We start from the raw sequence: 19,975 nt of genomic DNA, 5'->3' as shown, positions 1-19,975 counted from the left end.
ATCGTAGGGCATAGAGGAGAGAAGCAACGCAATGGAATCGACGATCGCATTAAGAGAATGGGCCGTCGCCGTCAGGGCGCTGGAAACGGGCAGGCAGGTCATCGTGCTGCGCAAAGGCGGCATCGCGGAGGAGACCAGGGAGTTCCGGCTGGAAAGCCCGAAGTTTTACCTGTTTCCGTCGTTTGAGCATCAGCGTCCGAATCTGGTTATTCCGGAAGCCTCCGGAGCGGTGGAAGAGACGCAAGCGGAAGCGGCGTTGACGCCTGGGTTCGTGACGGTCACCTCGTTCGCGGAGGTCGCGGAAGAGTTGGAAGTGACGGATGCGGAGACGCTCAAACGGCTGGAAGGACTGCACATCTGGACGGAAGATTACGCCGAAGAGCGGCTAAAGTGGAAAAAAACGAAGCCTCTACACGTGCTCGTTCTGCGCGTTTATCGGTTGGATGAACCGCAAACGATTCCGCTGCGCGAAGAGTACGGCGGGTGCAAATCCTGGATTCAATTGCAGGATTTGAACGTTTCGTCGATGATTCCGGTGCTTGACGACGAGCAATTCCGACGGCAATCGGAAATAGTAAGAAAACGCATACAACGTTGATATTACAGGCAAGCTGTCGCTTCGTTTCCGACGAAAACGAAGAGCGGTTTGCTTTTTCGACGGTTCTTTCATAAAATTGTTATTGAGAATCACTGAGAATCAAATTAAAATAATTATAAATAAGGATTTATTCCAAATGAATAAGTCCTCATAAGAACTTGGAGGTTAGGGAATGTCTACTCAATTCGAAATTCAAGGTCTGAAGTCGTCCATAGAGGGCAAAGAGATTCTGAAAGGGATCGATCTGAAAATCGGCGGCGGCGAAGTGCACGCAATCATGGGACCGAACGGTACCGGTAAAAGTACGCTCGCATCTGCGTTGATGGGTCATCCGAAGTATGAAGTGACGGACGGTTCCGTCACGTTGAACGGAGAAGACGTGCTTGAGATGGGCGTGGATGAGCGCGCTCGCGCCGGCATGTTCCTGGCGATGCAGTATCCGAGCGAGATTACGGGCGTGACGAACGCCGACTTCCTGCGCAGCGCGATCAATGCCCGCCGCGAGGAAGGCAACGAGATTTCCTTGATCAAATTCGTTCGCCAAATGGAAGCGAAGATGAAAGAGTTGGAGATGAACCCGGAGTTCATGCACCGTTACCTGAACGAAGGCTTCTCCGGCGGCGAGAAGAAGCGCAACGAGATTCTGCAGATGATGCTGCTAGAGCCGAAACTGGTCATTCTTGACGAAATCGACTCCGGTCTCGACATCGACGCGCTCCGCATAGTTGCGGAAGGCGTGAACGCGATGCGCGCCGAAGATCGCGGTTTCCTGATCATTACTCACTACCAGCGTTTGCTGAACTATATCAAACCCGATTACGTCCACGTGATGATGCAAGGCCGCATCGTTAAATCCGGCGGTCCTGAGCTGGCTCAGCGTCTGGAAGCGGAAGGCTACGATTGGGTAAAAGAAGAATTGGGCATTGTCGACGAAACCGTCGGCCAAGAAGCTTAAGGAGGCAAGCATCGATGAGTACACCGATTACTTCCTTCGGCAGGGAAGCGGCTGCTGCGATCGCTCGCAGCAAGAACGAGCCGGCTTGGCTCGTCTCCCTCCGCGAAGAAGCGGGGCAGCTCGCGACCGAGCTGGCATTGCCAAAGCCGGAGAAGCTTCCCCTGACGCGTTGGACACTGGATCATTACGGAACGAACCGCCCGGGTCAGCCGGCAGCTTCCGCTGCGGACCTGCCCGCGCCGATCGCGGCGCTGCTGCCGGAAAACAGAAGCAGCGCGTTGATCGTTCAGCATAACTCTTCCGTGATTTACACGGAGCTTTCGGATGAATTGAAAGCGAAAGGCGTCGTCTTAACAAGCTTGGAGGACGCGGCTCGCAATCACGAAGAGCTGTTCCGCAAGTATTTTATGACGATTTATACGAAAGAAGAGCATAAGCTTGCCGCTGTGCACGCGGCGCTCTGGAACGGCGGAGTGTTCCTGTACGTGCCGCGCGATGTGGAGATCGAAGAGCCCATTCAAGCGCTGCTGTTTGCGGACGATGCGACGGCAACGTTCATGCCGCACGTATTGGTCGTTGCAGATACGAACAGTCGAGTGACGTTCGTAGAGCAAGTCGCTTCCGCGCTCGGCGAGACGACATCCACGCTGCTGCACAACAGCGCCGTAGAAGTGTTCGCCAAAGCCGGCGCATTCGTGCAATATGCTGCCGTCCATCATATGGACGAGAGCGCGATCGACATCGCCTACCGCCGCGTCGAGCTGGACAACGACGCTCGCATCGAGTGGATCGTCGGTGATTTGCATAACGGCAATGCCATTACGGATACGAAGTCGGTGCTCAGAGGCAACGGTTCGACATCCGATTCGAAAATTATTTCCGTCGGAACGAAAAGCCAGCGCATGAGCCTGACGACGCAAGCCGTTCACTTCGGACGTTCGAGCGAGAGCGATATGATTACCCGCGCCGTTATGAAGGAAGAATCGACGGCGATTATCAACGGCATCACGAAGATCGAGCACGGCGCGACGAAGGCGAACGGTCAGCAAACAGAACGGGTGCTGATGCTCAGCCCGAAAGCTCGCGGCGACGCGAACCCGATTCTGCTGATCGACGAGGACGACGTTAAAGCCGGACACGCAGCGAGCGTAGGCCAAGTGAACGCCGAGCAAATTTACTACTTGATGTCCCGCGGAATTAGTCGCACCGAGGCAGAGCGCCTGATTATTCACGGCTTCCTCGATCCGGTCGTCTCCGAGATTCCGCTTGAAGGGCTGCGCGAGCAATTGCACCGCATCCTTGAAAGAAAGCTGGGCTAATTATGGACCCGATCGCATTGAAGTCGGAATTTCCGATTCTTCAACAGGATATTAACGGACATCCGCTCGTATACCTAGATAACGGGGCAACGACGCAGAAGCCCCGCTCGGTCATCGAGGCGGTCAAACGTTACTACGAATGGGATAACGCCAACGTGCATCGCGGCGTCCATACTTTGGGCTCGCGGGCGACCGACGCTTACGAGGGCGCTCGCGAGAAGGTGGCGCGGTTTCTGAACGCGGCGAGCTCGCGGCAGATTATTTTTACCCGCGGTACGACAACGGCGCTGAACCTGGTCGCCTCCGGCTATGCCCGTCAGACGCTGCGCGAGGGCGACGAGATCGTCATTACGCCAATGGAGCATCACAGCAACCTGATTCCCTGGCAGCAGGCCGCCAAGACGACGGGAGCGACGCTGAAGTACATCCCGCTGCAGCCGAACGGAACGGTTGCGCTGGAGGACGTGGAGGCGACGGTGACGGAACGGACGAAAATCGTCTCCATCACCTACGTCTCTAACGTGCTCGGAACGATCAACCCAATTGCCGAGATCGCGAAGATCGCGCACCGCAAAGGCGCGATTCTCGTCGTTGACGGAGCGCAAAGCACACCTCATATGAAGGTAGATGTACAGGCGCTGGATGTGGACTTCTACGCTTTCTCCGGACACAAGATGTGTGCGCCGACAGGCATTGGGGCATTGTATGGAAAAGCGCAACTGTTAGAGCAGATGGAGCCGATCGAATTCGGCGGCGAGATGATCGATTTCGTCGAGCTGCACGATTCAACCTGGAAGGAGCTGCCGTGGAAGTTCGAGGGCGGCACACCGATTATCGCTGGCGCTGTCGGACTGGGTGCGGCAATCGACTTTCTGGAGCAGATTGGCATGGACAACATCGAGCGGCACGAGCATAAGCTGGTCAAGTATGCGATGGAGCGGTTGTCGGAGATCGACGGCATTACGATTTACGGTCCGTCGGCGGAGCAGCGCGCAGGGCTCGTCACCTTTAATCTTGGCGACGTGCACCCGCACGATGTGGCTACGGTGCTTGACACCGAAGGCATTGCGGTGCGAGCAGGACATCACTGCTGCCAGCCGCTGATGCGGTGGCTGAAAGCAAGCGCGACGGCCCGGGCCAGCTTCTATCTGTACAACACCGAACAAGATATCGACCGGCTGGCCGAGTCTCTGGTTAAGACAAAGGAGTTTTTCGGTTATGAGTCAATTGGATGATTTGTACCGCCGCGTCATTATGGATCACTATAAAACGCCGCGAAATCGCGGGGAACTGGAAGACGGCTCCGTAACCGTCAACCTGAACAACCCGACCTGCGGCGACCGTATTTCTCTTCAGCTCCAGCTTGAGGACGGCATCGTTCGCAATGTGAAATTTACGGGCGAAGGCTGCTCGATCAGCATGTCCTCGGCTTCGATGATGACGGAAGCGGTGATGGGCAAGACGGGCGAGGAGGCGCTGGCGCTCGCAGACAAATTTTCCGCCCTGATGAAGGGCGAAGATGTGCAATTCGACGACTACGAAGATGTCGAGGCGCTGTCCGGCGTTAATAAGTTTCCGGCCAGAATCAAATGCGCGACGCTAGCCTGGAACGCCCTGCGCAAGGGCGTAGAGCAAGGCTCTGGCAAGCACGAAGGCATTGAAGAATAAATAAACAAGGAGGTTGATCGCCATGGCAAAGCAAATGCCCGAAATGGAAGAGTACAAATACGGTTTTCGCGACGAGCATAAAGCGATTTTCCAATCCGGTAAAGGCTTGACCGAAGAGATCGTCCGCACGATCTCGGAAATGAAGGGCGAACCGGAATGGATGCTGAAGTTCCGTCTGAAGTCGCTGGAGCAATTCCGCAAGATGGAAATGCCGACATGGGGCGGCAACATGGACGACCTGGATTTCGAAGACATCCAGTATTACGTCAAGCCGTCCGAGAAGCAAGGGAAAACGTGGGAAGAGGTTCCGGAAGAGATCAAAGCGACGTTCGACAAGCTGGGTATTCCGGAAGCGGAGCAGAAGTTCCTGGCCGGCGTATCGGCGCAGTACGAATCCGAGGTCGTCTACCACAGCATGCAAGAGGAGCTTGAGAAGCAGGGCGTTATTTTCATGGACACCGATTCCGCCGTGCGCGAGCATCCGGAAATTTTCAAAGAATATTTCGGCACGGTCATTCCGCCTGCGGACAACAAGTTCGCAGCGCTGAACAGCGCGGTCTGGTCGGGCGGCAGCTTCATCTACGTTCCTAAAGGCGTGCAATGTACGGTTCCGCTACAAGCGTATTTCCGGATCAACTCGGAAAATATGGGCCAATTCGAGCGCACGCTCATTATCGCGGACGAAGGCAGCTCCGTTCACTACGTCGAAGGCTGTACGGCTCCGGTCTACAGCACGAACTCGCTGCACAGCGCGGTCGTCGAGATCATCGCGAAGAAGGACGCTCGCGTTCGCTACACGACGATCCAGAACTGGGCGCCGAACATCTACAACCTCGTTACGAAGCGCGCTGTCGCCGAAGAGAACGCGACGATGGAGTGGGTCGACGGCAACATCGGCTCCAAGCTGACGATGAAGTACCCAGCAGTTATTCTGAAAGGCCGCGGCGCGAAGGGCATGGTGCTCTCGATCGCGGTCGCCGGCAAAGGCCAGCATCAGGACGCAGGCGCGAAAATGATTCATCTTGCTCCCGACACAAGCTCGACGATCGTCTCCAAGTCGATCTCCAAGCATGGCGGCAAAGTGACGTATCGCGGTCTCGCTTCGTTCGGACGCAACGCCGAAGGCGCAAAAGCGAACATCAAATGCGACACGCTCATCCTCGACAACGAATCGACGAGCGATACGATTCCATACAACGAAATTATGAACGACAACATCACGCTGGAGCACGAAGCGACAGTCTCGAAGGTATCCGAAGACCAACTCTTCTACCTGATGAGCCGCGGTCTGTCTGATGCCGACGCGACGCAGATGATTGTCATGGGCTTCATCGAGCCGTTCACCAAAGAACTTCCGATGGAGTATGCGGTTGAGATGAATCGCTTGATTAAAATGGAGATGGAAGGCAGTATTGGTTAATACTGCTGTCTGGAAGAAAGCCAAAGAGGGTGCAAGACGGGATTTCCCGTTTTGTGCCCTTTTCTTATTCTCTTCGCTTTGAGCCTACTCCCTATTTCCGGCGAGCGGGTTGAACGGTTGGGATTACGCTGGCCAAAAAACTTTTTTTATCGGGAACCTTCCGGCTGTTTCAACAATCTAATTAGTAATTACATAACCGAATCGGCAATGCCGACAGATTCTATATAAGTTGAACCAAAGACATCGAAGAGATAACCCAATGAAATGGAGAAAGGGAATGGTTTTGCCGCGAGTTTTGGCTTTGAGTTGCTTACCTATAAAGGTCCTATCGTTCCAAGCAACTCAAAACAACCTGTTTGAAGCCGGCAAAATCATCCCTATCGGAATACAATGGGCTCCATCTTCATTGGTTCAACCTAATATAGTGCGGTGAAGTTGTCCGAGGCGAGGAGACGAGAGAGGATGGATAGTCTGGATATTCAGGAAGTGATGCGAGCGCGACAGGGAGACCGGGAGGCGTTCACCCGACTGATGCGTCAATTGGAGACTCCAATGTACGCCGTCGCCAAACAGATCGTACAACGCGACGAAGATTGCGCGGATGCAATGCAGGAAACGGTGTTCATCGCCTATAAGTCGATGTATACGCTGCGGGAGCCCGCCTATTTTCGAACATGGATCATTCGAATTCTAATTAACGAGTGTCGTAGATTATTGAAACAAAGAAATAAACAAGTTCCATTAACGGATTTGTCGGACAAGCCTTCCCCGTCCCCAGAAGAGGATGGCGGCCTGGAACTGCGCGAAGCGATCGACAGCCTGGAACTGCCGATGCGGCTTGTCGTTGTTTTGCATTACATTCAAGACTTGCCGATCAAAGAAGTGGCGAGGACGCTGGAGCTTTCGGAGGGGACGGTCAAAAGCAGACTTTATCGGGCAAGGGAAAAGCTGCTGCGATGGATGGAAAAGTCGAGAGGAGTCGAGAGCCAATATGAATCAAGATAAGTTAACGAGAGCGTTGCGCGATACCCGGGTCTTCATGCCCGATCGTCTTCCCGATCGCGTCAGAGAAGCGCTGGATCATGCCTACGAGCAGCTCCCGGATATCGATCTGACTCCGATTCGCAAGCGTCGGCGAAATCGCAAGCTTCTTAAGCGGGCTAGTGTGTCGGTCGCTGCGGTGCTGGTAGCGGGTATCCTTTTAATTGGATCGGGTTTTATTTCTCCTTCTATGGCTAATTCGCTAAAACAGATCCCTTGGATCAATAGTCTCTATGAACATTTCGGGGATGCGGGTCTTGTAACCGCTGTCCGCAGCGGGATGGTGACAGATAAACCTTACAGCCAGACGAAAGCCGGGCGAACCGTTACGATATCCGACCTAATGTACGACGGGGCCAGGCTGTCCGTTGCTGTTAAAGTTCATGAAGAAGGGAAGCTGTCGGAAGAGGAGATTGAAGCGTTCGAAGTCGATGGCAGAGTTAACGGAGAGCAAGGCCCCCTCTCGTATAGCATCGGAAATACGCAATGGATAGACGAGAGCACGGCAGTACGAATTATTAATATCGGGCACTCCGGCTACGATGCAAGAATGGATCAAGCTTATGAGTTCCCGGACGCTTTCGAATTTACGTTTTCCATTGCGATGAGTTCCGGAAAAGAGTACGAATTCGTCGTTCCAATCGAGAAAAACGCGCCGGGTGCGATCGAATTGACGAAAAGCGAGATCAAAAATTATGAAGGGGTCACCTTGCAAATCGAGAAGCTGGTGATTACCCCGGCCACCATTAATCTGGTCGCTCTTCTTGGCGTCTCAGCAAACTCGGAGCTAGAGCCGCCAGCCCGGTTCTACGGGAATAAGTTCCTGCAATTCGCGCTTTTCGACGAGAACGGGAACGAGATCAAGCACGTCGACCTAGCTGGCTATTCCAGAGTTGGAGAGAAGGACCTTTTCAGGGGAAAGCAAAACTTTGTAGGAGCGTCAACCTTGCCGAAGTCGATCACGATCAAGCCTTTTGCAAGAAGAATAAAGGGACCAGACGGCAAAAGCGAGAACGACTACATTCAAGAGTTGGAGATCACAATGGAATTGCCTAAATGATGGACGAGCAATGGCCTATAGATGCGAAACAGCCCTGGAGCTTTAGACTCTTGGGCTGTTTCTTTATAATCTATTCCTGAATTTGATATCGGTTAATCCCGCTTCGAATGATGAACCTGAACGCTCAGAACAAGGCCGACCGCAATCATATTCGTTAATAGCGAACTGCCTCCATAGCTGACGAAAGGAAGCGCGAGACCGGTCAGCGGCATCAATCCGAGATGCATCGCGATATTTTCGAACACTTGCAACACCAACATAGAGATGACGCCGATCACGATGTAAGCCCCCGACAGATCGGGGCTATCGTACGCGATGCGAACCATACGATAGATCATGAAGAAATACAGAAACAACAATACCGCGCTGCCGATAAAGCCGAATTCTTCTCCTATGACGACAAATATCGAATCGGCGTAGTCGTAAGGGATAAAGCCGTTTTGAACCAGGAAGCCTTGCCCGAAGCCTTTTCCATACATATCGCCCGTCCCGATCGCTCTGATCGAGTTCAGAACATGCCAGCTTTTGTCCGGATCGGAAGCGGGATCAAGAAACGTTTGAATTCTCGCGAGCTGATGCGGCTTGACGAAGGTTTGAAAAAGACTGCTGTCGGTCAGGTAAAGCGTGACGATAAAGGCAACCAAAATTCCGATACTGCCAACCCCGATCGCGATATGAGTCCTTTTCATGTTCCCCATCCAGAGCATTCCGAGCATAATGCTGACGAACACGATCGATGTGCCCAAATCCGGCTGCTTTAAGATTAGGACGACGGGGAGGAAGGTGGCAATCAACACAGGGAGAATGTCTTTGAGCAGTCTTAGCGGTTCCCCGCTCCGATTGCTTAGCAGTTTGGCAACAAGCAGAATTAGGAAAATTTTCGCCAGCTCCGAGGGCTGAAACTGAAACGACTTGATGCTGATCCAGCGGGTAGAGCCGTTGAGGTTCGTTCCGTTTAACAATACGATTACCAACAAAACGATACCGAGCGCATACAAACCATAGGACAGATAACGCACGGCGATACGATAATCCAAGAAAGCAATAAGAAGCATGGGAACAAAGATGCAGCCATAGGCAATCAGATTGTTGACATGCAGCCCTTCATACTTCGTACCATTCGTCGCGCTATAGATAACCAGAGTACTGATGGCCATAAAACAAAGAACCACCAGCAGCAGAGATACATCTAACCGTTTAAGCTTAGCAATCATAATTCCGTTTGGACCTCGTTTCTGATTTTTCGAAAATACAAATTCCCGGATCAGGTGTCCGAGCTGTCTCGTTTGAACACGGCAACTTTTTCCTCAAACTCCATCATACCAGTAAATTTCCTTTATCGACACCCGAGAAAAAAAGGAATCCAAACAAATCAAAGGCATAAAAAAATTGGGAAAAGCTCAATAACTCATGCATAGAGCCGAGACTGCAGAGACATAATACGTGGTAAATGATGGAGGTGAGAAAACATGGCGAACAATCGCAGCAGCAATCAGCTCGTAACTCCGCAAGCTCGCGCAGCTCTGGATCAACTGAAATACGAAGTAGCCCAAGAGCTTGGCATCCAATTTTCCCGCGACGGCTATCACGGGGACATGCTGACGAAGGATACCGGCCGCATCGGCGGCAACATCACTCGTCGCTTGGTGCAAATTGCCGAACAGCAACTTGCAGGCCAAGCAAGCCAAGCCGGACGCTTCTAAAGTCGACTTCACGATCCCGCCAGCTTAACGCTTGCGGGGTCGTTTTTTTTTTGCGAGCATAATCGGGAGAACGCTACGTCATCCTATATGGAGAATGAACCTTAATGGGAAGGCGGCTCGAAAAGATGAAGACGGGCTACAAATCAATGGTATTGCTCTCGCTGCTGCTGACGGTCGGTTGTGCAACAAGTCCGATGAAGCTTAAAAGCGACCAGGCTCCGGTGAAAATACAGAGCAACCAGTCTCCTGCAACGTTGGAGGAAGGACGGCATATCGTGCCGGTGCGACAGCTGCAGAATGCGGCATACGTCTCGCTCGGAGCGATCGGTCAGGCGACGGGGTACAGAGCGCAGTGGCTGCCGGATGGAAGCTATGGCATGGGGGATAATGATGCGGTATGGGTGTTCCGCACGGGAGAGAGCGCGGTGTCTATTGCGGGACGTTCGTCCAGTATGCCCGCGCCGGCTCTGAAAGAAGGCAATGAGATGTTCGTACCGGTCAACGCTCTGCAGCGTCTGATCGGGGACGTGACGGTGTTCCATACGCAAGAGAACGAGGTTGCTTTTTTTCCGAAGCCGACTCCTGGCGAGACGGGCGCAAACGGGCAAAACGCGGAATTTGCCGAGAAGCCTTCGTCCCAATCGGGAATGAAAGCGGCGGCGAATGAAGAGAGTTCGGCATCGACTTTGCTGACCTTTGCGAAGAAATTTATGGGCGTTCCTTATGAATTCGGCACAACAACTTACGCGCAGAGCAAAAGCTTCGATTGTTCCTCGTTCACGCAATATGTATTCGACCGCTTCGGAATCGATTTGCCCAGGGTGGCAAGGGCGCAAGCGGAGCAGGGCAAGTTCGTGTCCCGCGACGAACTGCGGGCGGGTGATTTATTGTTTTTCTACGTGCCGGGTCGTTTCAAGAGCAACGAAACGGTCGGCCATGTGGGGATCTATATGGGGAATGGCAATATGATTCATGCAAGTCCGAAGCCTGAAGACGGCGTTCAGATCACTCCGATCGACAAGGAGTATTGGAAAGACACCTATCTATACGCGAAACGTTATTCGTGAGCGGCCAATTTAATCGATAGCCGCCCAAGGCAGACGAGGCGACTTCACCGCTCGTTACCGAACAAAAAAAGGTGCATGCAATCCTACAAAGAGGAGTGCACGCACCTTTTTTACATATTGACTTCCAGGATAGAAATATCCCTAACGACAGACAAATCGATAAATTCGTCGTCAACTTGAACGAGAGGACGGAAGAAATCCGTTGGATTCGTCATTACGATAACGCCTAGCACCCCGTTCGACAGCTCCACGCGTTTGCCGATAAAGTTGGGAACCATATGCCGGATAAACGTATGCGTGATGTCCGGGTCCAATTCCTTAAAGCTCAGCTCGTAGAGCTCCTTCAGCACGAAATGCAAATCTTTCTTCTCGCTGTACACTCGCGAAGAAATCATCGCGCTGTAGACATCGGCGACCGCTACGATTCGGGCCAGCGGGTGAATCTGTTCTCCGGACAACCCTTGCGGGTAGCCCGTCCCGTCGATTCTCTCGTGGTGCTGGAGCGCGGCCAACGCGACTTCTTCGTCCTTGAAGGAACGGGTTAAAATTTCATATCCGTATTGCGGGTGATTTTGGATTTCTTTGTATTCTTCATCGTTAAGCTTGGCTGGCTTGTTGAGAATCACTTCGGCGATTCTGCATTTGCCCACGTCGTGCAAGAAACCGGCCTTGCCCGCGCGTACCGTATCTTCTTCGCTCCAGCCCAGCCAGCGTGCGATGTAGTAGCTTAGCATGCCGACCTGGACGGAGTGCTGGTAGGTGTAATCGTCCTGGGTGTTCAGCATCAGCAGCAGGGATACGACATCGCGTTCCGTGCGGAAATTTTCGACAAGCGGCTGAAAGCTCTCCCTGACATCGTCTTCGTAGATTCTGCCTTCAATGGAAGCTCTCTCGAACAATTGCTCCGCGCCGGCGACCGCATCGTGGTAAAGCGGTCTTAACAGCGGATTGTATTCGGGGGCTTTTACGGTCGTTGTCGGAGCTTTCACTTCAGGCTCCATTACGGCAATTGCTGCCGAAGGGCTCTCACGATGCTCTATGCTGACATAATCAATCTGATGTTGGAAAATTCGTGAGATTTCCTTCTCGTTTAACGGCGTGCCTTTGGAGAGAACATGCAAGCCGTAAGCATTAAAGACATCTTCCGATAGTCGATCGCCTGATCGCACATCCGTAATATGTACTCGCATATCGCACCTCGACAGAACCTCGATTAAATTCGAGAAATTTCGCCAATCTCTTGCTATCTATGCTATCAATTAAAGCGTTTTCTGGCAATATCAAGGCGAGATAAAATTTTCCAACTTATAAATGAAATGTTTTGTCATAATTATGATTGAAATTTTCATATGATATGCAATATAATATCATTGAATGAAAATGAATAGGAGTGGTCTTAATGACAAGAGGCAAATTGACGTTGCCGGAAATCGGCGGTCAAGCGGAAGCATTGAAGGCGGCTTGGGAACAATTAAAGAAGCAAGAGCAATGGGCGCAGACGTTTGTCGGCAACGCGGCATACGACGAAGTCGTATTTATCGGTTCCGGTTCTTCCTATTATCAAGCGCAGGTGATGGCTTCGACATTTAAGCTGTGGCTTGGACGGAGCGCAAGCGCGCTGCCTTCCTCGGACATCTTCTTGTTCCGCGATCAATCCGTTGCCCGCAGCCGCAAAGTGCTTCTCGTCGGCGTATCCCGTTCGGGAGAGTCTTCCGAGGTCATTTTGGCGCTGGATTCGGTGAAGGATTTGCCGAACTGGACCACTTGCGGAATTACATGCTACGAGGACAGCCGTCTCGGACGAATGACAGAGTGTCTGGTATCGCCTCTGGGCAAAGAACAAAGCACCGTAATGACCAAATCTTTCAGCAGCATGACCTATATGATGCAGGCTGCAATCGCGCTTGCTGCGGGCGGCGCGCTGCCTGCCGAGATGGAGTCCGCGCTGGAGCTGCAGGGAGATATTGTCGAGCGGGGACGCGTTTTTGCGGAGAACCTGGTCGAAGCGAACGACTTCAATAAATATATCTATTTGGGAATGGGCGCATATTTCGGACTGGCGCAGGAAGTGTGTCTGAAGCTGAAAGAAATGTCCTATGTATGGACGGAGAGCTACGGAACGCTGGAATTCCGTCACGGACCGAAATCGGTCGTCGAGCCGGGAACGCTTGTCTGCTTGCTCGTCTCCGAGCAAGCCCGTTCCTATGAACTGAAAGTCGCGGAAGAAATGAAAGCCTATGGCGCGTTCGTGCTGCTGGTGACGACGGCTAAAGGCGACGATACGAGCTTTGCGGACGCGGTATTCGAACTCGGCGGCGGTTCGCTGTCCGATGAGGCGCGTGCGGTAGCCTACTTGCCGATGCTGCAGTACCTCGGCTTCTATACGGCGATGAAGCGCGGCGTCGATCCCGACCACCCGAGAAATTTGACGCAAGTTGTAAAGATTTAATATAGCAGAGGAGCCGGCGTATGGCGCGGAACAAGTCCGAGAGGCAGGAGCAGGTGCTTGCCTATCTGGAAAGATACGGAAGCATTTCTTTGCAGGAAATGACCGACAATTTCGATTGCTCGGAGGCGACGGCCAGACGGGATCTCGACGATCTTGAGAAGGCCGGCAAGGTAATCCGCACGATGGGCGGCGGAGCGACATACGCGGCGAGCGGCCTGATTCGCGAAGTGCCTTTCCGCGAGAAGCAGCAAGCTCTGTACCCGGAGAAGGAAGCGATTGCCCTCTTGGCCGCGTCACTCGTCGAAGAAGGAGACGTCATCGGCTTGACCGGGGGGACGACGACATTCCTGATCGCCAAGGCGCTGAAGAAGCGCCGCAACATTACGGTCGTGACCAATGCGGTTAACATCGCGATGGAGCTTGCCGATTGCGAGGAGCTGCAGATCGTGCTGACGGGAGGGGTGCTGCGCAACCGCAGCTTCGAGCTGTGCGGACCGTTGGCCGAGCAGACCGTAAAGGCGCTGAACATCCAGAAGATGTTCATGGGCGTCGACGGCGTATCGGAGCAAGGAGTCAGCACTTACTCCGAGCTTGAGGCGAACATCGCCAGATTGCTTATGCAGCGCTCCAAGCAGACGATTGCCGTGTTCGATCATACGAAGGTCGGCAAAACCTCGTTATTCCATGTGTCCGAACTGCAGGAGCTCCACGCCTGCATTACGGACAAGAGGCCGGCCGAGAATTCGGAAGGCGGAGCGGCGCTGGCGGGCATTAAAGTCTATGCGGCAGAGGACAATTCGGTCTCGGGAGAAGAGAGGTAGAACGCCATGAACATAACAATCGGCGTAGACGTAGGCGGAACGAATATCGTATGCGGGGCGACGGACGAAGCGGGACGGGTGCTGCGCAAGCTCAAGCGCTCGACTGAAGCGCATGCCGGTCACGAAGCCGTGCTCGGGAAGATCGCGGATATGGTTCGGAAAATTCGCGAGGATTTGGGCGAGGATTACGAAGCGACAAGCGTAGGAGTGGGAGTTCCCGGGCTAGTCGATCCCCGCGCGGGCGTGTCGAAGTTCGCCGGCAACCTGAAGTGGCGCGATATTCCGGTAGTCAGCCTGCTGGAACAACAGATCGGCTTGCCGGTGTTTATCGATAACGACGTTCGCATGTACATTTACGGAGAAGCGGTAGCGGGAGCCGGACGGGGCTATGAGCATGTGCTGGGCATTACGATCGGCACCGGCATCGCGGCCGCAATTGTGAACGGCGGCGAGCTGTACTACGGACACAAGGCAATGGCCGGAGAGATCGGCCATGTCCGCATGGATGGCGTCGACGAGGATTGCGCCTGCGGGCTCAGCGGCTGCTTGGAGACGGTGGCATCGGCGTCCGGCATGGTACGGCAGGCGAAGAAGCTGCTGCGCGAGGGCCGGGCAAGCGTGCTGAACGACTGGTTCCCGGGCGATGAGCTGGAGCGGCTTAGCGCAGCGGACTTGTCCAAGGCGATGGATGCTGGCGATGCATTGGCCTCGGAAATTATCGTCCGTGCCGGCGAGTTGAACGGCCGCGCGTTGGCCGCGGCGGCGATGGTGCTCAGCCCTGACGTTATCGTGGTCGGCGGAGGCGGAGCGTTGGCGGGCGAACGTCTGCTAGCCCCTCTTCGCGATGAACTGTATCGCCTGCTGCTGCCGGATTTTCGCGAAGGGCTGAAGGTCGTGACGGCGGAGCAAAACGACGATGCCGGAATTATCGGCAGCTCGCTGTATGCCGCGCATCGCAGCAAATCGATATAAGCATTTATAAATTGAATCGGAGGAACTCATCATGGCACTTGTATCGTCAACGCCGCTGCTGCAAGCGGCAAAAGAAGGCGGATATTGTATCGGGGCGTTTAACGTCCACACGTTGGAAATGCTGCAGGCGGTCGTCGAAGCGGCGGAGGAAACCAGATCCCCGCTTATCATCCAATCGACTGTCGGCACGGTAAAGCATCTGGGACCCGACTACATTGCGGCTGCGGCTACGGTCGCGGCGAACCGCAGCTCCGTGCCGATTGCGCTGCATCTGGATCACTGCTCCGATTTCGGCACGATCATGCAATGTATTCGCGCGGGCTACACGTCGGTTATGATCGACGCTTCCCACGATCCGTTCGAGAAGAACGTCGAGCAAACCCGTAAAGTCGTCGAGGCGGCTTCCGCGGTTGGCGTTAACGTCGAAGCCGAGCTGGGCCGCGTCGGCGGAGTCGAAGACGACATCGTCGTCGACGAGCGCGACGCGCTGCTGGCCGATCCGGACGAGTGCGCCAAATTCGTCGAGCTGACGGGCGTGCATACGCTGGCTCCGGCGATCGGTACGGCTCATGGCATCTATAAAGGCGATCCGAACATTGATTTCGATCGCATCGGACGCATTGCCGCCAAAGTATCCGTACCTCTCGTTCTCCACGGAGGCTCCGGTATCCCCGAGGATCAGGTGAGACGGGCCGTGTCGCTCGGCATGTCCAAGATGAACGTTGCGACCGAGCTGCGTATCGTCTTCTCCGACGCGATCAAGGAAGTGTTCGCCAAAAATCCCGAAGAGAACGATCCGCGTAAATACATGGTTCCGGCGAAGCAAGCGTTGAAAGCGGCGGCCATCGAGAAAATGCGTCTGTGCGGCTCGATCGGCAAAGCATAAGCGAAGCGGAGGCACAGCGGTGACGAACGCGAATGCTAGAACGACGATTACGACTGTAACGCTGAACGCGGCGATCGACAAGACGTACTATATGCCCGCTTTCGTTAAAGGCAAAGTGTCGCGCGCGGCCAAAGTCGTGTCCACGGCGGGAGGCAAAGGGCTGAACGTAGCCCGGGTGCTGAAGCAGCTCGGGCACGCCGAGGTGGCCGCGACCGGCTTCGCGGGCGGCTATAACGGCCAGTTCATTGTGAACGGGGTGAAGGAGGCCGGCATTCGCTCGGAGTTTGTCGCGATTCCGGGCGAGTCGCGCCTGTGCATGAACTTTATCGATGAAGGCGACGGCTCGTCCACTGAAGTGCTCGAGCCGGGACCGGTCATCGGCGAAGATCAGCTTGAACGGTTCAAACGCGAACTGCAGCGGCTGAGCGCGGAGTCGGCGCTTGTCGTCTTCTCCGGCAGCTTGCCGGGCGGAACTTCTCCAACGCTGTATGCGGAGCTGATCGCTCTCTCCCGTGCCGCGGGAGCAGACGTGTTCCTGGATACGAGCGGGGAATCGCTCGTGAGGGGCGTGACGGCTCTGCCGTCCTTTATCAAGCCGAACGAGGACGAGATTGTCTCCCTGCTGCCTGATTCGCACGACGGCGATCTGCGCGAAGGTATTCGCAAGCTGATGGCGCAGGGGATTCCGATCGTAGCGGCGACGCTGGGAGCGGAGGGAGCCGTAGCCGGAGCCGGCGGACGGATCTACCGCGTCCGTATTCCGAAGATCGAGCCGGTCAATACTGTGGGCAGCGGAGATTCGTTTGTCGCGGGATACGCTTACGGCCACGTCAGAGGCTGGCCGATCGAGGAGTGCCTGCGGTATGCGGCGGCGGCGGGCAGCGCCAACGCGCTGTCCGAGACGACCGGAGACGTCGATCCGAGGGAGCACGCCAGGCTGCTTCGCGAAATTGCCGTCGAGGAATGGCTATAGCATCGTAGGGAGATACATGCACGACAACATTCTCTATCGATCATCTTTTTGTACGACTCTTTTTACTTATGAGACAGCTTCGCTTGCATCAGATTCGCTTTTCTATTCGCCCAGAAGCTCGGCATAAATGCGCCGGGCGGTCTGGGCTTCTTCCGTTCCGATAACGAGCGCGCGCCCGTCGTCGAACAGCACGAACGTTACGCCGCCGGGCAGCTGCAGCCTTAGCGAGTAAGCGGTCAGCTCGGCGCTGCCTGCTCGGGCCAGCCGAGGCTCGAGCGCTTGCAGGTCGAGCGTCAGCGGTCTTCCAGGCATGACCTGAACGGTGCTGCGTCCGCATAAGGAGACGGTCATCGTTCCGTCGGTCTCCTCGTTTCCCTCAAGCGCTTCGAAATGGCGGCGGCCGCATACGGGGCATTCCGGATTGCGTGCCCCGCCGACGGCAAGCGATTGCCACTGACTCTGCCATAGATCGATCTGCAGTAGCGAGCCGTGCAAGGCTTCAGTACGACCTGTCAGCAGCTTGATCGCTTCCATCGCTTGTACGGAGGCGATCGTGTCCACGATGGGGGCGAGCACGCCGGCCGTCTCGCACGTATCCAGCGAACCGCCCGGCGGCATGGAGGGAAACAGACAGCGGAGGCAGGGCGTCGTTCCCGGAATGACCGTCAACGACATGCCGGACGCGCCAACCGCTCCGCCGTACACCCATGGAATGCCGTTCTTCACGCAGTATTCGTTAATTAAATACCGTACGCTGAAGTTGTCCGTGCCGTCCAGCACGATGTCTGCGCCTTTGAGCAATCGCTCGACGTTATACGCGTTCAAATCCGCCACGCGGGCCGCAATCGAGATGCCGCTGTTAACGGCGGATAGCCGGGCCGCTGCCGCAACCGCCTTCGGGGTTCCGGCAGCGGCGTCCGCTTCGTCGAACAGCATTTGGCGCTGCAGATTGCTGCGATCGACGATGTCTCGGTCGATCAGCGTCAAACTGCCTACTCCGGCGCGGGCCAAATGGTTGGCGATCGCGCAGCCGAGCGCGCCGACGCCGACAATGGCGGCATGAGCTTGCAGCAGCCGCTGCTGACCGTCCGATCCGATCCCGGAGAAGCGCGCTTGCCGTGCGTAGCGGGTATCGAGCTCGACGTTTGTCATTGCCCGGCGCCTTCTTCCGGTCGTCCCGAGCCGCCTGGCGCAGCCAGCGGATTCCAAGGCCCTAGCTGATGCCCCTTCCACTCTGTGCCATCCTCGTAGATTTCTTTTTTCCAGATCGGCACGACCTGCTTCAGTCGTTCGATCGCGTAACGGCTTGCTTCATAGGCATCGGCCCGATGAGCGGAAGAGACGGCGATGACGACGCTGATCTCCCCGATACCGACCGTTCCGATCCGATGAGCGATCGCGGTGAGCGTACCCGGCCAGCGGGCGGATATTTCATCTCCGATCGATGCGAGGGAAGCTTCGGCCATCGGTTTGTAAGCTTCGTATTCGAGCGTGACCGTTCGCTTGCCCGCAGTCCATTCGCGCGTCGTTCCGACGAAGGCGATGGCTGCGCCGTGATCGGGGTGGTATACGGCGGCTATCGTCCGTTCGACATCAAGCGGAAGCTCGGTAATTCCGTATCTCTGCTGACTGATTGCACCGTTCTCAGCTGCGGCTTCGGCATCGGATAGGCCTCCGGATACCGGAGGCAGAAGGGCAAGCTCGTCGCTTCGTTTTACGGTCGCAGAATCGTGGGCGTAGGCGCGGTTGCATGCCAGAAAGCAGACGGACAGCAAATCGGCATGCTCCGGATGTCGCTCGGCTAGCCGCCGTTTGAGCTGCCCTGCGCTTAACTCGTCTTCTTCCCAATCGATCTGCAGCGAGCGCTGACCCAATCTTTCCGCCAGTCCCGCGAATAATTGGATGTTCCATGCAGAATTCATCGTTGGTTTTCCCCCTCGGATCGCTAACATTCGCTTCCGCAAGCATACCATATCCCTTGTGAAAATGTTATGCTAGAAGGATACGAGAGTGGCGAAAAGGGGGATCGGCAGTGGCGGAATTGTTGGACAGATTCGGAAGGAAGCACACCTATTTGCGCATATCCGTGACCGACAGGTGCAATCTGCGCTGCCTGTATTGCATGCCTGAAGAAGGCGTGCAGTTCATGGACCAGGACCGTCTGCTGACCTACCCGCAGATCGTCGAAGTCGCGGAATCGGCAGTGAAGCTCGGAATCCGCAAATTCCGCATTACCGGAGGGGAGCCGCTTGTGCGGCAGGGCCTCGACGAGCTGATTGCGGGCCTCTCCGCTCTGCCGGGCGTCGAGGACATCTCCTTGACGACTAACGGTCTGCTGCTTAAGCAGCAGGCGCGCAAGCTGAAGGAAGCGGGCCTTAAGCGGGTCAATATCAGCTTGGACACGATGGACGACGTCCGTTTCAAATTTATTGCCCGCCGCGGAGAGCTAAACCGGGTGTGGGAAGGCATTGAAGCGGCTGCGGAAGCGGGGCTTGGACCGATTAAGCTGAACTGCGTGCTGCTGAAGGGCGTTAACGAAGATGAAATCGGACGTTTTCTGAAGCTGTCGATGGAGAGGCCGATCCATGTGCGTTTCATCGAATATATGCCGATCGGGCACGACGATGCCGGATGGCGCAGCCGCTATCTTCCATTGTCGGCCGTTATAGAGGAAGCAGCTCGTCTCGGTTTCTCATTGCAGCGCGAAGAGGGACCGCAGGGCAGCGGGCCATCGGAAAACTGGCGTATCGCGGGCGGAGTCGGAACGTTCGGATTAATTCACCCGGTCAGCGATCACTTCTGCCAAAGCTGCAATCGGCTTCGCTTGACCGCCGACGGCCATTTAAAGCCCTGCCTGTACTGGATGGACGAATTAAGCGTCAAGCCTGCGCTGGGTTCTCCCGAAGCGATGGAGAGTCTGTTCCTGAAAGCGATGGACGTAAAGCCGGAAAACCACGAGATGGCCGCCGTGCTGGCCGGCACTTCGCTGAGCCACGCGCCGACCGAGCGGAGAATGTCGCAGATTGGCGGTTAGGAGATTGTC

20 protein-coding genes are annotated in these 19,975 nt (G+C 55.2%); 16 read left to right on the top strand and 4 right to left on the bottom strand.

Features of this window, described 5'->3' with window-relative positions; translation table 11 throughout:
* Positions 1 to 31 precede the first annotated feature (31 nt).
* From J4772_RS07085 to J4772_RS07050, 8 genes are all read left to right on the top strand, one after another.
* Entirely contained in the window at positions 32 to 598 is a 567-nt protein-coding gene (locus J4772_RS07085) for a DUF1802 family protein (protein WP_209074673.1), read from the top strand.
* A 172-nt stretch (positions 599 to 770) separates the two neighbouring features.
* Positions 771 to 1,553, top strand: coding sequence for a Fe-S cluster assembly ATPase SufC (gene sufC / locus J4772_RS07080; protein ID WP_116059202.1), 783 nt, complete (start codon positions 771 to 773; stop codon positions 1,551 to 1,553).
* A gap of 14 nt (positions 1,554 to 1,567) precedes the next feature.
* Positions 1,568 to 2,872, top strand: a complete 1,305-nt coding sequence (sufD, locus tag J4772_RS07075) for a Fe-S cluster assembly protein SufD (RefSeq protein ID WP_116059201.1) — start codon at positions 1,568 to 1,570, stop codon at positions 2,870 to 2,872.
* A gap of 2 nt (positions 2,873 to 2,874) precedes the next feature.
* Entirely contained in the window at positions 2,875 to 4,107 is a 1,233-nt protein-coding gene (locus J4772_RS07070; RefSeq protein ID WP_209074672.1) for a cysteine desulfurase, read from the top strand.
* Positions 4,091 to 4,540 (top strand): Fe-S cluster assembly sulfur transfer protein SufU, encoded by a 450-nt coding sequence (sufU, locus tag J4772_RS07065; RefSeq protein WP_116059199.1) that lies wholly within the window; start codon positions 4,091 to 4,093, stop codon positions 4,538 to 4,540. Before J4772_RS07070 ends, sufU begins: the two co-directional genes overlap by 17 nt.
* Positions 4,541 to 4,562: 22 nt before the next feature.
* Positions 4,563 to 5,960: a Fe-S cluster assembly protein SufB gene (gene sufB, locus J4772_RS07060; RefSeq protein WP_116059198.1), complete on the top strand. Its 1,398-nt coding sequence runs from the start codon at positions 4,563 to 4,565 to the stop codon at positions 5,958 to 5,960.
* Between the two features lie 462 nt (positions 5,961 to 6,422).
* Entirely contained in the window at positions 6,423 to 6,965 is a 543-nt protein-coding gene (locus tag J4772_RS07055) for a sigma-70 family RNA polymerase sigma factor (protein ID WP_247741047.1), read from the top strand.
* The gene (locus tag J4772_RS07050; protein WP_209074671.1) at positions 6,952 to 8,061 is read left to right on the top strand and encodes a DUF4179 domain-containing protein; all 1,110 of its coding nucleotides are present in this window, start codon (positions 6,952 to 6,954) and stop codon (positions 8,059 to 8,061) included. Before J4772_RS07055 ends, J4772_RS07050 begins: the two co-directional genes overlap by 14 nt.
* 92 nt (positions 8,062 to 8,153) lie before the next feature.
* Here J4772_RS07050 and J4772_RS07045 read toward each other — a convergent pair whose 3' ends face one another.
* On the bottom strand, positions 8,154 to 9,275 hold the full coding sequence (locus J4772_RS07045; RefSeq protein WP_209074670.1) for an FtsW/RodA/SpoVE family cell cycle protein: 1,122 nt from the start codon (positions 9,273 to 9,275) through the stop codon (positions 8,154 to 8,156).
* A gap of 255 nt (positions 9,276 to 9,530) precedes the next feature.
* Here J4772_RS07045 and J4772_RS07040 point away from each other — a divergent pair, with 255 nt between their 5' ends.
* Positions 9,531 to 9,764 (top strand): alpha/beta-type small acid-soluble spore protein, encoded by a 234-nt coding sequence (locus J4772_RS07040; RefSeq protein ID WP_116059194.1) that lies wholly within the window; start codon positions 9,531 to 9,533, stop codon positions 9,762 to 9,764.
* 125 nt (positions 9,765 to 9,889) lie between these two features.
* Entirely contained in the window at positions 9,890 to 10,831 is a 942-nt protein-coding gene (locus J4772_RS07035; protein WP_247741045.1) for a C40 family peptidase, read from the top strand.
* Between the two features lie 110 nt (positions 10,832 to 10,941).
* Here the strand turns inward: J4772_RS07035 and J4772_RS07030 are convergent, their stop codons facing one another.
* Positions 10,942 to 12,021 (bottom strand): HD-GYP domain-containing protein, encoded by a 1,080-nt coding sequence (locus tag J4772_RS07030; protein ID WP_209074669.1) that lies wholly within the window; start codon positions 12,019 to 12,021, stop codon positions 10,942 to 10,944.
* Between the two features lie 209 nt (positions 12,022 to 12,230).
* Here J4772_RS07030 and J4772_RS07025 point away from each other — a divergent pair, with 209 nt between their 5' ends.
* From J4772_RS07025 to J4772_RS07005, 5 genes are read left to right on the top strand one after another with little or no spacing between them, the layout of a single operon-like run.
* Positions 12,231 to 13,280, top strand: a complete 1,050-nt coding sequence (locus J4772_RS07025; protein WP_209074668.1) for an SIS domain-containing protein — start codon at positions 12,231 to 12,233, stop codon at positions 13,278 to 13,280.
* A 20-nt stretch (positions 13,281 to 13,300) separates the two neighbouring features.
* Positions 13,301 to 14,101 (top strand): DeoR/GlpR family DNA-binding transcription regulator, encoded by an 801-nt coding sequence (locus tag J4772_RS07020; protein ID WP_209074667.1) that lies wholly within the window; start codon positions 13,301 to 13,303, stop codon positions 14,099 to 14,101.
* A 6-nt stretch (positions 14,102 to 14,107) separates the two neighbouring features.
* Positions 14,108 to 15,073, top strand: coding sequence for an ROK family protein (locus J4772_RS07015; protein WP_209074666.1), 966 nt, complete (start codon positions 14,108 to 14,110; stop codon positions 15,071 to 15,073).
* A gap of 31 nt (positions 15,074 to 15,104) precedes the next feature.
* A complete protein-coding gene (fba, locus tag J4772_RS07010; protein WP_181917468.1) occupies positions 15,105 to 15,959 on the top strand; it encodes a class II fructose-1,6-bisphosphate aldolase in 855 nt (284 codons plus the stop codon).
* 19 nt (positions 15,960 to 15,978) lie between these two features.
* Positions 15,979 to 16,932 (top strand): 1-phosphofructokinase family hexose kinase, encoded by a 954-nt coding sequence (locus tag J4772_RS07005; RefSeq protein WP_247741044.1) that lies wholly within the window; start codon positions 15,979 to 15,981, stop codon positions 16,930 to 16,932.
* Positions 16,933 to 17,034: 102 nt separating this feature from the next.
* Here J4772_RS07005 and J4772_RS07000 read toward each other — a convergent pair whose 3' ends face one another.
* Positions 17,035 to 18,084, bottom strand: coding sequence for a ThiF family adenylyltransferase (locus J4772_RS07000; RefSeq protein WP_209074665.1), 1,050 nt, complete (start codon positions 18,082 to 18,084; stop codon positions 17,035 to 17,037).
* Positions 18,081 to 18,854 carry a molybdenum cofactor biosynthesis protein gene (locus tag J4772_RS06995; RefSeq protein WP_209074664.1) on the bottom strand — a complete coding sequence of 258 codons (774 nt, stop codon included), beginning with the start codon at positions 18,852 to 18,854 and terminating at the stop codon, positions 18,081 to 18,083. The genes J4772_RS07000 and J4772_RS06995 overlap by 4 nt, the downstream gene beginning before the upstream one ends.
* Before the next feature lie 110 nt (positions 18,855 to 18,964).
* On the opposite strand from J4772_RS06995, the gene moaA reads away from it, so the two are divergent.
* Complete coding sequence (moaA, locus tag J4772_RS06990) at positions 18,965 to 19,966, top strand: GTP 3',8-cyclase MoaA (RefSeq protein WP_116059185.1); 1,002 nt, start codon at positions 18,965 to 18,967, stop codon at positions 19,964 to 19,966.
* The last annotated feature ends 9 nt before the right edge of the window (positions 19,967 to 19,975 follow it).

This window comes from Cohnella sp. LGH (assembly GCF_017671885.1).
Classification (GTDB): domain Bacteria; phylum Bacillota; class Bacilli; order Paenibacillales; family Paenibacillaceae; genus Cohnella; species Cohnella phaseoli.
Note: the sequence above shows the minus strand (reverse complement) of the source record. Positions and strands in the feature narration are given on the sequence as shown.

Excerpts from the sequence above, each read along its gene's own strand:
- J4772_RS07050 (WP_209074671.1), top strand. The coding sequence starts at position 6,952 with ATGAATCAAGATAAGTTAACGAGAGCGTTGCGCGATACCCGGGTCTTC.
- J4772_RS07030 (WP_209074669.1), bottom strand. The coding sequence starts at position 12,021 with ATGCGAGTACATATTACGGATGTGCGATCAGGCGATCGACTATCGGAA.
- J4772_RS07025 (WP_209074668.1), top strand. The coding sequence starts at position 12,231 with ATGACAAGAGGCAAATTGACGTTGCCGGAAATCGGCGGTCAAGCGGAA.
- J4772_RS07045 (WP_209074670.1), bottom strand. The coding sequence starts at position 9,275 with ATGATTGCTAAGCTTAAACGGTTAGATGTATCTCTGCTGCTGGTGGTT.
- J4772_RS07070 (WP_209074672.1), top strand. The coding sequence starts at position 2,875 with ATGGACCCGATCGCATTGAAGTCGGAATTTCCGATTCTTCAACAGGAT.
- J4772_RS07040 (WP_116059194.1), top strand. The coding sequence starts at position 9,531 with ATGGCGAACAATCGCAGCAGCAATCAGCTCGTAACTCCGCAAGCTCGC.
- J4772_RS07000 (WP_209074665.1), bottom strand. The coding sequence starts at position 18,084 with ATGACAAACGTCGAGCTCGATACCCGCTACGCACGGCAAGCGCGCTTC.
- J4772_RS07085 (WP_209074673.1), top strand. The coding sequence starts at position 32 with ATGGAATCGACGATCGCATTAAGAGAATGGGCCGTCGCCGTCAGGGCG.
- J4772_RS07035 (WP_247741045.1), top strand. The coding sequence starts at position 9,890 with ATGAAGACGGGCTACAAATCAATGGTATTGCTCTCGCTGCTGCTGACG.
- J4772_RS07015 (WP_209074666.1), top strand. The coding sequence starts at position 14,108 with ATGAACATAACAATCGGCGTAGACGTAGGCGGAACGAATATCGTATGC.
- sufD (WP_116059201.1), top strand. The coding sequence starts at position 1,568 with ATGAGTACACCGATTACTTCCTTCGGCAGGGAAGCGGCTGCTGCGATC.
- J4772_RS07020 (WP_209074667.1), top strand. The coding sequence starts at position 13,301 with ATGGCGCGGAACAAGTCCGAGAGGCAGGAGCAGGTGCTTGCCTATCTG.
- sufC (WP_116059202.1), top strand. The coding sequence starts at position 771 with ATGTCTACTCAATTCGAAATTCAAGGTCTGAAGTCGTCCATAGAGGGC.
- J4772_RS06995 (WP_209074664.1), bottom strand. The coding sequence starts at position 18,854 with ATGAATTCTGCATGGAACATCCAATTATTCGCGGGACTGGCGGAAAGA.
- fba (WP_181917468.1), top strand. The coding sequence starts at position 15,105 with ATGGCACTTGTATCGTCAACGCCGCTGCTGCAAGCGGCAAAAGAAGGC.
- sufU (WP_116059199.1), top strand. The coding sequence starts at position 4,091 with ATGAGTCAATTGGATGATTTGTACCGCCGCGTCATTATGGATCACTAT.
- sufB (WP_116059198.1), top strand. The coding sequence starts at position 4,563 with ATGGCAAAGCAAATGCCCGAAATGGAAGAGTACAAATACGGTTTTCGC.
- J4772_RS07055 (WP_247741047.1), top strand. The coding sequence starts at position 6,423 with ATGGATAGTCTGGATATTCAGGAAGTGATGCGAGCGCGACAGGGAGAC.